Source organism: Paenibacillus sp. EKM206P (genome assembly GCF_011066155.1).
GTDB lineage: Bacteria > Bacillota > Bacilli > Paenibacillales > Paenibacillaceae > Paenibacillus > Paenibacillus polymyxa_D.
Map to the genome: position 1 here is coordinate 456,938 of NZ_JAAMNQ010000004.1, position 12,787 is coordinate 469,724.

Consider the following 12,787-nt stretch of genomic DNA (forward strand, 5'->3'; position numbering starts at 1 on the left):
TGTGAGTAACCTCGTCTAAATATGTATAAGGCAGACCATGGAATACTCCCTAATCTGCCTTATCGTGCGTGGAAACGTATGTTAAAGCCGCTTACCAGTTCTTATCCATAAATTCATCACGGCCCGATTGAGCCCGATCTTCCTTATAGTGCTTCACGTTTTTCTTGTGGTAATCCTGATGATAATCCTCTGCTGGATAAAAAATCGAAGCCGGAAGGATCTCCGTTGCAATTGGCTTATCAAAGCGTCCACTTTGTGCCAACTGCTCCTTGGACTGTTGCGCAAGCTCACGTTGCTGCTCTGTATGATAAAAAATTGCGGGTTTATACTGTGTGCCCCGGTCCTGAAATTGACCTTCCCCGTCGGTAGGGTCTGTTTGTGGCCAATATAATTCGAGCAGCTTTTCATAAGGAAACAGCTCAGGCTCAAACGTAATCTGCACCACCTCGTAGTGACCTGTAGTTCCTGTTTTAACCTGCTCATAGGTGGGATTGGGAATCGTTCCTCCAGTGTATCCTGACACAATGCCATGAATGCCCGGCTGCTCTTCAAACGGAGTCACCATACACCAGAAGCACCCACCTGCAAAAGTTGCTTTCTCCATCTTACATCCAACCTTTCAATAACTTCATCATAAAATTTTCTATCATATCTGGAAATCCATAGTTTGCGTGAAGACAAGAAACGTGTTCAGCTTAAACTATGAGCAAATCCCCAGAAATATAAGAAAAAGGTCTCTAAAACTGCTACGAGAGCAATTCTATAGACCTTTTCTAATGGATGCGGTCGAGAGGACTCGAACCTCCACGGGGGGTTAGCCCACACGGACCTGAACCGTGCGCGTCTGCCAATTCCGCCACGACCGCATATAAATTATCGTTTATCCTCGAAAGATCAATCTTTCTTAGCGACAAGATAGATCATACCATGCATATATCAAGATGTCAAACCTTTTATGTTCGTTAATTTCCTCTTGATAAAAAAGGAATAATAAACTAAAATAAGAACATAGGTTCTCGGGAATGAATGTTCCTTTTCTTCAATCGTTTATGAATTATCATCACATTTTCCTAAGGCGGTGAATGGTAATGACCCCTTTAGATACTACTCAGCATGAATGGTCTCTTGTGAAAAGTTATCTGCTCCTTACCTTTATTCAAAAAGTATTTGAGCGGGACAGCCTAATTCTTGAAGAAAGCGGTATGCTGAAAACCCCTGATCTTTATGTCGAAATGGTTAACGCAGGTGTAGATCGTACCGGAATCCTACTGTCTGAAGTAAAACATGAATTTAATAAATATCACATTCATGTTCTGGACATACAACAAAACCACTCCGGCGTTCACGCCACCTATATAAGTAAAGGCAATAAAGAGCAGTTCAGTATGGCAATGCCAGCATTCCGCAAAGAAATGTATGAGCGGATGCGAGCATATCTGGGGCTCTCAACCTCTATGCCCCATACAGCTGCCCTTCCTTTACTAGAGAAACATCGCCCCGAATTACCAAACAATTCAACTTCCAACCCCCTACGCATCGTTGATCGAAGTTTGGTTACATCCTCTTTGGCTTATAAGCGTAAAACGTCTCGCCCTGCTGCTGTTGCCGCAAGCAGAAGAGCATAATCCCCGCACAATAAACACGCAAAAAAAAAGCTTCCGCAGACACCAACTGTGCTCGGAAGCTCCTTTCCATATCCATCATATCTCCAAATCGATCTATAACCGCTAAGATGAAGCATAAGCATATCTATTAATGATTCGCTTTATTGCAACGCCTTCTGTACACGCGTAACCCCTTGACTTAGAGCATGTCCTCCACCTACCGCTGCGGCTACAGCAATGGTCTCCATAATTTCCTGATCACTAGCTCCTTTGGACCGCGCCTCGTCTACGTGATAAAACGTGCATACTTCATTGTTGGCAAATAAGCCAATGCCTAGTGCAATCAGTTGCTTGGTTTTCTCATCTAAGCTGCCGGCTTGAAAGCACTCTCCGGTAAAGCGATGATATGCATGAACTACCTCGGGCAACTGATCTTCCAAATGGCTGATTTGATCCTTATATGCATGTACTTTTTCGTCCATAACCGTCATTGACACAGCACGTCCTCTCTGTTGGATTTCCCTTCATTACTGTGTCCGATTTAGAGTTTCTGTATGCCTAATGAATCACCCAGTTATTTTTATCCAACACCCATTTGGAACCCATTCCTAATTCAGATCTATCGGATTGTGACGTGGCTCGCTGAACGGCTGATATGTATAGCTGCGATCCAATTTGACCACACGTCGATTCTGGCGCCGAATAAGCACCTGTTCATCATCCCATGCCAGTACAATGCCAACAACATCGTTGGTCTCCAATCCATCGCGTACGACACGCACCTTTTCACCGGAGAGTCGATAAGCATCCAATTCTTCGTCCATAATCATCCTTGTCCCCTCCTTATACACTTTTTTTAATAACACAGCGACCATGATTCTATGCATGAAAAAGTTTAAAAAGAGACCTAAATGAATCATTTAGGTCTCTTCTCACTTACTACTTATATGGATTGCCAACAGAGCGACAAATTATCCCGACTGATTTACACTGTGATCATGTTCTTTTGTATCGTTCTTCTCGTACCAGAAGTCCAGCACTTGTGCAGACAACACTCGCTGATCTACATACTCCACTTGGTGAGCAGTAAATTCTTCTTTCCAAGAGAAGGACAATTCTTCGCATAGGTTAACCAACGTCAACAACTCAGACCAGGCCACATAGCGTTTATACCAAAAAAACTGAGGATGTTCAATCATATAGGGATACAAATCGTCAAATTCCGTATGCTTACAATCCAAGGCACGCTCAAAGTGTACTTTAGCCGCTGCCAGTTTTTCCAGAAAAAACTGTTCGGTCAATTGTTCTTTCCCCATGTTGCTGCCTCCTCTCCAAAACCTTAACTATATTATAAGCGAAATTGAAGCTCATGCAAAGGTTATTATTAGAAATCAGGAACAGGAGTTTTGAATTGTTACTATTCAGCAAACTCAATCTTACCGTCCGCTAACGACGAAATTTTGACCAATGACTCTACACGAATACCCTGCTCACGGATGGTTCTCGCTCCGGCCTGAAAGCTTTTTTCCACCGCGACACCGAATCCAACCAACTCAGCTCCGGAGCGTTGAATGATTTTAACCATGCCTCGCGCCGCATCACCATTAGCGATAATATCATCAATGAAAAGAACACGATCATCTTCGTGAATAAATTGACGAGACAGCATAATATCCGTAACAATACCTTTAGTAAACGAAGGTACGCGTTCACACAGCGCGTCTGGATCAGCTAGTAGGGTCTTTTTACGACGAGCGAATACCAACGGGACACCCAATTCCAAAGCTGTCGCAAACCCGATGGCAATACCTGAGGATTCCACGGTCACTACTCTGGTAATCTTCTCTTCCCGGAAACGTGCTGCGAACTCTCGTCCCATTGCCATTGTCAATTCTGGATCAACTTGGTGATTAAGCAAACCATCCAGCTTCAGTACCTGATCTGATGCAATCACGCCTTCATTTATAATTCGTTCCTTTAATACTTCCATTACATGACCTCCCACGGCATTCCTATGCGGTAAAAGTACCATACTTCACCCGCCGCTTTCAAGCTATAGCTACTTTCCTTCAGGTCATGTGACATTTTTTTTACGCTTATTCCAGAACCATACGGTGATTCCTCCCACAACGATTAAAAGAATAACGACCAGCCCTACCCGATGCGTCACCTTCTCCATTAGCTTCGCCACCTGCTCCCAATGCATGCCCACCGCATGTCCAATCCCCAAAAATGTACCGCACCACAGCAAAGCTCCTGCTGATGCATAACAGATATAGCGAAAAACGCCTAGACGGGTTGTGCCTGCCAGATATGAGGATACATGTCTCAAGCCGGGGACAAAATATCCGAACAGAATTCCCCAGGTACCATAGCGCCCAAACCAATTTTCAGAAGAGGCAATCCTGGAAGGCGTAAGCCTCACCCATTTTCCGTATCGATGCAATAGTGGTTTGCCCAGCAGACGCCCCAGTGTGTAGCTAAGCATCATACCCGTCATACTACCGAAAAATGTGACTGCCAGTGCAGCAATGAAGTTGTAGTGCCCTTGAGACACGAGTCCGCCGAAGGCGATCATTAGCACTTCGTCGGGTATCGGCATACCCGCTACTCCAAGTGCAAGTAAGCCGAACATTGCCAAATATCCGTATTCTAGTATCCATGCAAGGATTTGACCCATAAATTACGCTCCCGTCAAGCTATTCATTAAATTCACTTTAATTATTTTCAGTCTCATCCAGTCATGTCCTATTTCAGTTGAACATAGTTTGTATTATATGCTCGCTGCAGCGTTATTCAAGCAGGCAAGGAGGGACTGGGGATGAAACGTAATATTCATGTTTTTCAGATTGCTTTTACATACATCGGCACAATCGTCGGTGCCGGATTTGCTACCGGACAAGAAATTCTGCAATTTTTTACGCAGTACGGTCGTTGGGCTACTCTCACTATTATGCTGTCCACAATCATATTTGTATGGTTGGGTACGAAAATGATGCTGATCGCTCATGATATTTCAGCCAAATCTTACGAGGACCTGAACAAACATCTTTTTGGCGCCAATGCCGGGAAATGGATTAGCTGGTTCACGCTCATCGTGCTGATTGGCGTAAACAGCGTCATGTTGGCAGGAGCCGGCTCTGTTTTTGTAGAGCACCTTCACCTGCATTACCAAACCGGACTGCTTATTACACTGATTGGTACTTATTTGCTGCTAAGTAAAGGCATTAAAGCCATCTTACACATGAACACCGTGGTTGTCCCTCTGATGATCATCATGTCTCTTCTGCTCGTTCACAGCACGCTCTCCATGCCCAATCCTCAGAGTTTTATTACGAATACGACAGATCACAGTACATTTCGAACCTTGCTCTCTCCACTGCTGTACACGTCCTTCAACCTAACTATGGCCCAAGCCGTGCTTGTACCACTTGGCAGCCAAACCTTTTCCCGAAGAACCATCCGCTGGGGCGGAGTTTTGGGCGGAGTTGGTGTCGGGTTTATGCTGATGGCTGCACACTTTGCCATGTCAGCACATATGCCGGGTATTCAGCAATTTGAAATCCCTATGGGAAGCATTGCTTATCGTCTGGGTGCCTTCGTCGAAATCATATACATTCTACTCATTTTCATGGAAATCTTCAGTACCTTTGTGGCCGACATTTACGGAGTCAGTCTGCAAATTCGTCAACATGTCCAAATTTCGCCCAAGCTCATCACACTATTCATTATGCTCACCTGTTTTTTAATCAGTCAGTTCGGCTTTAGCTCACTGTTATCTGTTCTTTATCCTATTTTCGGGATGCTCAGTCTGATGTGGGTTAGTAAACTGATCATGGCAGGACGCGGGAGACCTTTCCGTTCCTCACGTCCTCACTCCAGCCTTCGGCATTCTGATCCCAAATCAGGTGATACTCGTCATGGTTAGTGTGGAAATTTCAAATACATTTTCTTCAACTCGTTAACCGCTCGACTCAAAGAATAGCTTGATTTAGCCTTATCGCAGGCAGATCTAGCCAACTCATAACGATAGGCAGGATCAGCGATGACCTTTTCTAATGCGTCTGCTAGTGCCTTCGGATGGTCGGGTGGCACGAGCAGACCATTGACCCCATCCTCAATCTGCTCCGGTATTCCTCCCACTTCTGTGCCTACCAATGCCAGACAACTCAACGCTGCTTCCGCAAATACCGAACCAAAGGCCTCCGCTCGAGAAGGCAAAACAAATACATCAAAGAAAGGCATAAACTCTTCTGGATGAAGGGTATATCCATAAAAAATCGTCTCATGGTATATATCAAGCTCTCGCGCCATCTCTTCCAGCTCAGGGCGAACCGGGCCATCTCCAATAATATGAAGCACAAATTCCATATTTCTTTTTTTAAGTTCAGCACAGGCCCGCAATAAAATATCCAATCCTTTCGCCGGAACAAGGCGGCAAACGGTTATGAGCTGTGTCACTTCATTTTCGTGTGGAATGGGCTTGAAGCGCTTCTCATCATATCCATTCGGAATGACTGCAATGTCTTGCGGATTCTGAACGTAAGGAGTTAAATAATGCTGAAAAGAATGAGATACCGCTATCAGGCGATCCGCCTTCTGCTCCATTTCCCCGTACAGTGATACCAAGAATTGGTGTTCAGGCCCGTTCTCCTCTATTTTCCCGTTTAGGATTAACTCCTTCTCATAGGAAGAGTGAATCGTCTGTACAAGCGGGATGTCAGGAAAAACAGTTTTCATAGCAATCCCGGCAATGGGGTGATGAGCATGAATGAGGTCATAGGGCTTCTGAATACGAAGCCGGGTCCACCACAAATAGTCACGGTACGTCTGAATATATTTTTGAACGATTGGATATTGTTCATATCTCGTCCAGTCAAAGGTATCAAAAATTACTTCGTCCCTACCCTTGTTACGAATCCGTTTAGGGATTGAAAATAGCTCCATTTCCCAACGGGGGGATGTAAATCGCTCTTGCAGATATGGAATCATGGATGAAACACCTCCCGGTTGCTCGGGTGGGAAAAAGAGAGCCTGTAGCAATTTCATGACGTGCTTCCCCTTTCAAGCATTAGACTGCCCGGATCACAGATGTATGTATAGGTTTCCGGATTTTCTGAAAGATGATATATTGAGAATAAATGTTAGTCACAAAAGAAAATTATAACATTTTAAATGGGATAAATCCTGTCTATTGTATCGGAACGATATCATCCGTTCAATAGATTGACTATTTTTGCAAATGGAGTCGGTGATGTTGACGTTGTTGTCCTTATCGGGAACCTTGGGTTTCCCATCTCTGGCCGAGGCCGTAAGTGCAGCCTGCGGTTTGTATATTATACTCATGATGGCACTGATGTGCGTGATCATATATAGCAGACAACGAAAAAAAGCCTATATCCTTTTTTCAGTTGCCGCTATTATTATTATGACATATGAAGCCATGAATCTCTATTCAGCAGGCGGAGGCAAGATGCAACTCCAAGGAATCGTGTGGAAAAATGTACTGGAGGCGTCTGCCTTCGTACTCATCAATGCCGCCGTATTTCAACTATACCGGAAGCTAAAACGTGTGCAGACATGGACCTTGCTACTGCTGGGTGCGTTATTGATATTGCCGGTTACTGCCTGGACAGCAGGTTTGTTGCCCGCTTGGATCAGCGCAGCGAAACTGGTTGGGTTCACTCTATTTTATCGAGTACTGGTACTTATACTAAGCCTTGTGTTTATCACCCCACGAATCGGACAGCCAAAGAAGTATGTAGCGGGCTTATTCATGTATTTGCTCTGGCTCGGCTATTTGTGGCTGGGAAATGACATCCCTGAAGAAGCTGGCAGGTCAAACACAGTCCTATATATGTCATTTTTACCATTGCTGTACTACACTACGTTATTCCTCATCCTGTTTGAACGGATTGTGGAGCTGCTCCAAAGGATTTACCGTTCTTCCATCACCGATGGTCTGACCGGGCTATATAACCGTAAATATTTTTCAGGACGACTACGGCGATATATGGATCAAGGAATCCGCGTGTCGGTCATTTTTTGCGATATTGACAATTTCAAAAAGTTGAATGATACGCAGGGCCATGCTCGTGCGGATGAAGTACTCAAACAGGTGGCACAGATTATGGAGGATGAACTGGATGAAATCGGACTGACCGGACGATACGGTGGCGAGGAACTGGTCGCAATGGTTGTGGATCGACGTGCCAAGGTTGGACATGTCGCAGAACGTATCCGCGAGCGGGTCGCGGAGGAAAGCATTGTCACAATCAGTGTCGGACACAGTACAGTGAAGAAGGAAATGAACCCGGATGAACTGGTCAAACAGGCCGATCAAGCGATGTACATATCCAAAACGACAGGTAAAAACAAGGTTACAGCTTATAAAGCAGCCGAAGTGAAAAAAAGTCGGGCAGCACGCGCACAATAAATTGTAAACTGCGATTCGTTGTTAAAAGTTGAGTTTGAATAATTCTCTGTCTGGTTGTCTATACCACAAAATGACGCACAGGAATCTCATAAGAGCCTGTGCGTCATTTATATTTAATCTGCTCATCAAACTTCTGACGTTGCAGATGCTATATCCCGGCCGATCCATGTCAGCTCTTCACTAGTCAGCTCTCGATAGCTGCCCAGTGGAAGCTGTTCATCCAGCTTCAATGGTCCCATGGCCGTTCTTTTCAAATAGGTCACCTTTTTACCAACCGCCTCGAACATACGCTTCACTTGATGAAATTTACCCTCATGGATGACAAGCGAAATATAGGAAATGACTTCTCCATCTGCCTGGTACGGATGTTCGTGGCGAAGAATAGTCAACTGTGCGGGAAGGGTAACATACCCATCATCCAGTTCCACTCCTGCTGTAAATTGAAGAATATCCTCCTCCGTGACATGACCCGACACGGTAGCTTCATACGTTTTAGGAACATGCCGCCGTGGAGAAAGTAGCTCATGCGCTAGTTTACCGTCGTTGGTCAATAGCAATAATCCTTCTGTATCTTTATCTAAACGTCCTACTGGAAAAGGCTCAAAATGTCGTTCCTCCGCACTCAGCAAATCCAGTACCGTCCGCTCCCTTGTATCTTCAGTTGCAGAGATGACACCTGGTGGCTTGTGCAGCATGATATAAATATACTCCCGAAAAACAACACGTTCCCCGTTCACTTCAATCTGATCCTGGTATGGATGAACCTGTAAGCCGCTATCCTTGGTGGTCTTCCCGTTTACCGTGATTATCCCTTGCTTCACCTGTCGCTTGATATCACTACGGGTGCCATATCCCATATGGGTTAAAACTTTATCCAAACGTTGCGTTTGTCTCCCTTTTCCACTCATACCGATGTCCACCTCCAGCCTGTAGGGTATTCATTTTTGAGCATGCCATCCTGCCATTTGCCCCACCCAGCCGAATAACCATCAATGCACACGAGAGTATGGCCTTTGGGCTGGACTTCGTTCCGCAGTGCCATTCTCTCAACGGGGATGGACAAGGTCTCCCCTTTTAAATACCGGATGGCCTCAGCATCTGAACTGGAGAGATTGATGCTTCTAACCGCCTCTGAAGAGCGTAATGCCACCGCCAGCGGGTGTGAAGGCACAAAGCGACCATTCTTGTCAGTACCCATAAACCAGCCTGGTCGCACCACCTTAAGGCCGTCCAAACGATGTGATGCCAGTGGCGACTGATAAATGCGATCTCCATAAACCACCGTATAGCCTGTAAAAGACACTTCCAGTTGCTCCTTCACAAATTGGTGATAGGATTCCAGCACATCCTGTGGGGAGCGTACAGCGGATTTTACATTTTCTTTGCCAGATCGGGACTTAATGCCACCCAAGCCGCGCGCGGACCTTCCTTTACCGGACTTCCCGTCCATTCCTTTTCCACTTCGTTTAGGCTCACCAGTTCCATGTCTTCCTTGACGGCTTGGTGTCTGCGCTTCCCTGACGGATAAAAACGGCTTCTTCCGTGGATACGCTGCATCTATATTCAATGCCCTATCATCCTTGTCCTCAAATGGAGTCAAATCCTCCGATTCAGTGTGATCTTCTATCGCAGCGGCATGCCCCCCCTGATGCTGCAATACAGCGATATAATGGCCTTCTCCCTCTACGAGATGCGGCCAAAGGCGTGCTGTTCCCCGCAGCTCGGGGTATGCTGACGCGACCTCTTCACTCATCCATTCCGGGTGGCCTGGTGCAAAGCCTGCTTCTGACGAAACAGGGACTACGTCAAAATCGGGGTGAGCCTCCAGAAATTCTGCGATCATTCCTTCATTTTCTTCTGGCGCAAAGGTGCAGGTCGAATAGACAATTCTCCCTCCTGCGCTCAGCATTGAGGCCGCTACACGCAAAATGTCCCGTTGCATGACTATACATTTATCTACCGAATGCGTTTCCCATTGTTTTGCCATGTCCTCATCCTTGCGGAACATACCTTCTCCCGAGCAAGGTGCATCAATTAGTATCTTGTCAAAAAAATGTGGAAAGGCATCGGCGATTCGATCCGGGCTTTCATTCAGTACCACGGCATTACGCACACCGTACAATTCCACATTTTTAGCCAACGCTTTGGTTCGGTCCGCGCTAATATCATTTGTCACCAATACGCCGCTTCCTTGTAATTTGGCAGCTATTTGGGTTGATTTCCCGCCCGGTGCAGCACATAAGTCCAATACAGCTTCGTCCTGAGCTACATTGAGCAGCTCAACCGGAGACATTGCACTCGGTTCCTGTACATAGTACAGCCCCGCATGGTAGTAAGGGTGTAATCCCGGCTTTGTACCGTGCGGAATATAAAAACCCGTGGCACACCACGGAATCGGCCGCAGTTCGAACGGAGAACGTTTCTTAAAGTCCTCTACCGGAATTTTTAATGTATTGACGCGAATCCCGGCATGGGGCGTGTGGTCATAGGCAGTCATAAATGCTTCAAATTCTTCGCCGAGCAATTGCTCCATGCGCTTTACAAATGCTGTGGGGAGCTGTACACCCATAATCGTAATCATCCTGTCCTTTTAAAATAAATTTTATTGTACCATATTCAACCTGTTATCTTGTAATATCGGTGTGATTTACAAACTTTCACTACAAGATGTAATGTTGTATAATAATAAGATTCATAGCTGCATATTTTGAATTTTGATAGGAGAGATTGCATTGAACGCACAAAAATCCAACAAAAAAAAACTTATACCTGTCATCGGCTTTTTTGTTGTGCTGGTCATTTTGATTGGTGTGCTGCTCGCTTTAAATTCAGGCACTAAAAACAAGCTGTATGGCGTTTCCACAGCCTCGTTAAATCCTGCTACTCAAGAGCTGCTGAATGACCCGAACTATCAGCAAATTATTAAGCCGGAAGATTTACAGAGCAAAATTGACAAAAAGGAAAACTTTTTCGTCTATCATTTCGCCTCCGACTGTGTGCATTGCCGCGCCACTACTCCTAAGCTCTTGCCTTTGAGCAAGCAGGAGAACATCACGATGCACGAATTTAACCTGCGTGAGTATGAGGATGGCTGGGACAAGTATAAGATTGAGTATACCCCTACGCTCATTTATTACGAAAAAGGCGTGGAAAAGGAACGTATGGTAGGCGGGTTGAAGGAAAATCCTTCGGACAATGGATACACACTCGACGATTTCAAAGCCTTCTTTGAGAAATATAAAAAGAACGTAACCTCCTAGGCAAACCTTCACACACCTCAAAACGATAAAGCAGCCCGATCCTCATGAAACGGATCGGGCTGCTTGCTTATCATGCGCTTCAAACTCAAGGTGCATCCTTCGTTTCCGCTGAGACAGAACCTGAGCCGCCAGCGGCCTGTCTTCGCCTAATAGAAGCTTCCAGCGCCTGCTGACGCTGCTCATGCTTTTCCCCACGCCGAGGACCTCTTTGCTGCGGAATGTTGACCGGAATAGACGACGATGCCTTCTCCACGGCCCGGCGCAACCCGGGCTCGACGATTTCAATCGTCATATCCCGATAAACCGGCGGTTCTTGCTGAAGCTCTTCCGTGCCGGTCATAACAGCTTCAGCAAGCTGACGAGCGCAAATGCGCGCCTCTTCCACCAGCTTCACCATATTAATGCCCAGCGCCTGCGAAGGAGCATGCTCCAACCGGTGGACCGCACTATCCAGCATCATATGTCCACCACGATAGTTACCATTCCGAAAATGATACAGCCCTACAGCAACTTGCAGCAAACCTTTATATACAGGGTCACGGTCCAGCTTAAGCCACAGCTCTTCCAGTACCTCATGACATTCAAAGTAATCCCGATCACGATTGAAGTATACCAAATAAGTCACGTATAGCGGTTCGTAGGAAAGGTGTGCCATTTAATACTCATCCCTGTCTTCTTCCTTGGTAGAGGCTTCTAGCATCTCCTTGACCTCATCGTGAAGCAGCTTGATTCCTTCCATGTCGTGCCGTTCCCACAGTTCATTGAATCTGCGCTGCGCATCAATCGTTTCACTGATCTTATGGTAGAAATACAGCCGATGCATGCCTGTTAGCACTTTGGAAACGATATTGGCTTCATCCTCGAATTTTTTCTGCGCTTCCAATATTTCAAGACGCATGGAAGACATCTCATTATCCAATACAAAGGCTGCCTCAGCTGCCTTTTTCAACCGTGTACGCATATTATCAGGCAAGCTTTCACGATACTTATAGCTAAGAGAATGCTCTATGGTTGCCCAAAAATTCATAGCCAAAGTACGGATTTGAATTTCTGCCAGCACGATTTTCAGCCCGACTGCTGTCTGAACCGGATACTCCACAATCATATGAAAGCTGCGATAGCCACTGTCTTTATAATTGGTGATATAGTCCTTTTCATACAGTACGGTCAAATCCTTACGTCTTCTGATATATTCGGCCACCCGCCGAATATCCTCTACAAATTGACACATAATGCGAATACCTGCAATATCCTCGATTCCCGTCTCCAGCTGATCAGAAGGAACCTGTAATCTCTTCGCCTTATCGAGGATGCTTGATATTTTTTTAACCCGTCCGGTTACGAATTCGATAGGAGCGTATTCCTCGCGCTTTTTCAGCTCCGCACGCATTGTTTTGAACTTGACCTTAAGCTCTTCCACCGCCTGATCGTATGGCAGTAAAAATGTTCCCCAGTCTCTTCCGTCCATCCCCGTACCTCCTGTCTCT

The 12,787-nt window shown here is 45.7% G+C and carries 15 protein-coding genes and 1 tRNA gene; 4 read left to right on the forward strand and 12 right to left on the reverse strand.

Annotation, left to right across the window (positions count from 1 at the left end):
- Positions 1-91: 91 nt before the first annotated feature.
- Together msrA and G9G53_RS11935 are read right to left on the reverse strand one after the other, a co-directional pair.
- Positions 92-604 (reverse strand): peptide-methionine (S)-S-oxide reductase MsrA, encoded by a 513-nt coding sequence (gene msrA, locus G9G53_RS11930; RefSeq protein WP_165147770.1) that lies wholly within the window; start codon positions 602-604, stop codon positions 92-94.
- A 177-nt stretch (positions 605-781) separates the two neighbouring features.
- Positions 782-866 (reverse strand) — tRNA-Leu (locus G9G53_RS11935).
- Positions 867-1,088: 222 nt separating this feature from the next.
- Here G9G53_RS11935 and G9G53_RS11940 point away from each other — a divergent pair.
- Complete coding sequence (locus G9G53_RS11940) at positions 1,089-1,625, forward strand: hypothetical protein (protein WP_165147773.1); 537 nt, start codon at positions 1,089-1,091, stop codon at positions 1,623-1,625.
- A 140-nt stretch (positions 1,626-1,765) separates the two neighbouring features.
- On the opposite strand, the gene G9G53_RS11945 is transcribed toward G9G53_RS11940, so the two are convergent.
- From G9G53_RS11945 to G9G53_RS11965, 5 genes are all read right to left on the reverse strand, one after another.
- Complete coding sequence (locus tag G9G53_RS11945) at positions 1,766-2,095, reverse strand: carboxymuconolactone decarboxylase family protein (RefSeq protein WP_013309744.1); 330 nt, start codon at positions 2,093-2,095, stop codon at positions 1,766-1,768.
- 117 nt (positions 2,096-2,212) lie between these two features.
- On the reverse strand, positions 2,213-2,434 hold the full coding sequence (locus G9G53_RS11950; protein ID WP_165147776.1) for a hypothetical protein: 222 nt from the start codon (positions 2,432-2,434) through the stop codon (positions 2,213-2,215).
- A 141-nt stretch (positions 2,435-2,575) separates the two neighbouring features.
- Complete coding sequence (locus tag G9G53_RS11955) at positions 2,576-2,920, reverse strand: hypothetical protein (protein ID WP_007429850.1); 345 nt, start codon at positions 2,918-2,920, stop codon at positions 2,576-2,578.
- A 101-nt stretch (positions 2,921-3,021) separates the two neighbouring features.
- Positions 3,022-3,594, reverse strand: coding sequence for a xanthine phosphoribosyltransferase (locus tag G9G53_RS11960; RefSeq protein ID WP_039270032.1), 573 nt, complete (start codon positions 3,592-3,594; stop codon positions 3,022-3,024).
- 84 nt (positions 3,595-3,678) lie between these two features.
- Positions 3,679-4,284, reverse strand: a complete 606-nt coding sequence (locus G9G53_RS11965; protein ID WP_039270030.1) for a DedA family protein — start codon at positions 4,282-4,284, stop codon at positions 3,679-3,681.
- 141 nt (positions 4,285-4,425) lie between these two features.
- Between G9G53_RS11965 and G9G53_RS11970 the strand changes: the two genes are divergently transcribed.
- Entirely contained in the window at positions 4,426-5,532 is a 1,107-nt protein-coding gene (locus G9G53_RS11970; RefSeq protein WP_165147779.1) for a YkvI family membrane protein, read from the forward strand.
- On the opposite strand, the gene G9G53_RS11975 is transcribed toward G9G53_RS11970, so the two are convergent.
- A complete protein-coding gene (locus G9G53_RS11975) occupies positions 5,529-6,653 on the reverse strand; it encodes a glycosyltransferase family 4 protein (protein ID WP_029516727.1) in 1,125 nt (374 codons plus the stop codon). The two genes, G9G53_RS11970 and G9G53_RS11975, sit on opposite strands and share 4 nt — an antisense overlap.
- A 205-nt stretch (positions 6,654-6,858) precedes the next feature.
- On the opposite strand from G9G53_RS11975, the gene G9G53_RS11980 reads away from it, so the two are divergent.
- Entirely contained in the window at positions 6,859-8,040 is a 1,182-nt protein-coding gene (locus G9G53_RS11980) for a GGDEF domain-containing protein (protein ID WP_165147782.1), read from the forward strand.
- A 125-nt stretch (positions 8,041-8,165) separates the two neighbouring features.
- Here the strand turns inward: G9G53_RS11980 and G9G53_RS11985 are convergent, their stop codons facing one another.
- Positions 8,166-8,948, reverse strand: coding sequence for a pseudouridine synthase (locus G9G53_RS11985; RefSeq protein ID WP_029516725.1), 783 nt, complete (start codon positions 8,946-8,948; stop codon positions 8,166-8,168).
- On the reverse strand, positions 8,945-10,609 hold the full coding sequence (locus G9G53_RS11990) for an RsmB/NOP family class I SAM-dependent RNA methyltransferase (protein WP_029516724.1): 1,665 nt from the start codon (positions 10,607-10,609) through the stop codon (positions 8,945-8,947). The genes G9G53_RS11985 and G9G53_RS11990 overlap by 4 nt, the downstream gene beginning before the upstream one ends.
- Before the next feature lie 163 nt (positions 10,610-10,772).
- Between G9G53_RS11990 and G9G53_RS11995 the strand changes: the two genes are divergently transcribed.
- Positions 10,773-11,300, forward strand: coding sequence for a thioredoxin family protein (locus tag G9G53_RS11995; RefSeq protein ID WP_039270024.1), 528 nt, complete (start codon positions 10,773-10,775; stop codon positions 11,298-11,300).
- 85 nt (positions 11,301-11,385) lie between these two features.
- Here the strand turns inward: G9G53_RS11995 and G9G53_RS12000 are convergent, their stop codons facing one another.
- Complete coding sequence (locus tag G9G53_RS12000) at positions 11,386-11,955, reverse strand: DUF309 domain-containing protein (protein ID WP_029516722.1); 570 nt, start codon at positions 11,953-11,955, stop codon at positions 11,386-11,388.
- Complete coding sequence (locus G9G53_RS12005) at positions 11,956-12,768, reverse strand: GTP pyrophosphokinase (protein WP_023988035.1); 813 nt, start codon at positions 12,766-12,768, stop codon at positions 11,956-11,958.
- Positions 12,769-12,787: the final 19 nt, after the last annotated feature.

Coding starts and splice junctions, on each gene's coding strand:
- G9G53_RS11945 (WP_013309744.1), bottom strand. CDS start 2,095: ATGACGGTTATGGACGAAAAAGTACATGCATATAAGGATCAAATCAGC.
- msrA (WP_165147770.1), bottom strand. CDS start 604: ATGGAGAAAGCAACTTTTGCAGGTGGGTGCTTCTGGTGTATGGTGACT.
- G9G53_RS11970 (WP_165147779.1), top strand. CDS start 4,426: ATGAAACGTAATATTCATGTTTTTCAGATTGCTTTTACATACATCGGC.
- G9G53_RS12005 (WP_023988035.1), bottom strand. CDS start 12,768: ATGGACGGAAGAGACTGGGGAACATTTTTACTGCCATACGATCAGGCG.
- G9G53_RS11950 (WP_165147776.1), bottom strand. CDS start 2,434: ATGATTATGGACGAAGAATTGGATGCTTATCGACTCTCCGGTGAAAAG.
- G9G53_RS11955 (WP_007429850.1), bottom strand. CDS start 2,920: ATGGGGAAAGAACAATTGACCGAACAGTTTTTTCTGGAAAAACTGGCA.
- G9G53_RS11965 (WP_039270030.1), bottom strand. CDS start 4,284: ATGGGTCAAATCCTTGCATGGATACTAGAATACGGATATTTGGCAATG.
- G9G53_RS12000 (WP_029516722.1), bottom strand. CDS start 11,955: ATGGCACACCTTTCCTACGAACCGCTATACGTGACTTATTTGGTATAC.
- G9G53_RS11940 (WP_165147773.1), top strand. CDS start 1,089: ATGACCCCTTTAGATACTACTCAGCATGAATGGTCTCTTGTGAAAAGT.
- G9G53_RS11980 (WP_165147782.1), top strand. CDS start 6,859: ATGTTGACGTTGTTGTCCTTATCGGGAACCTTGGGTTTCCCATCTCTG.
- G9G53_RS11975 (WP_029516727.1), bottom strand. CDS start 6,653: ATGAAATTGCTACAGGCTCTCTTTTTCCCACCCGAGCAACCGGGAGGT.
- G9G53_RS11960 (WP_039270032.1), bottom strand. CDS start 3,594: ATGGAAGTATTAAAGGAACGAATTATAAATGAAGGCGTGATTGCATCA.
- G9G53_RS11985 (WP_029516725.1), bottom strand. CDS start 8,948: ATGAGTGGAAAAGGGAGACAAACGCAACGTTTGGATAAAGTTTTAACC.
- G9G53_RS11990 (WP_029516724.1), bottom strand. CDS start 10,609: ATGGGTGTACAGCTCCCCACAGCATTTGTAAAGCGCATGGAGCAATTG.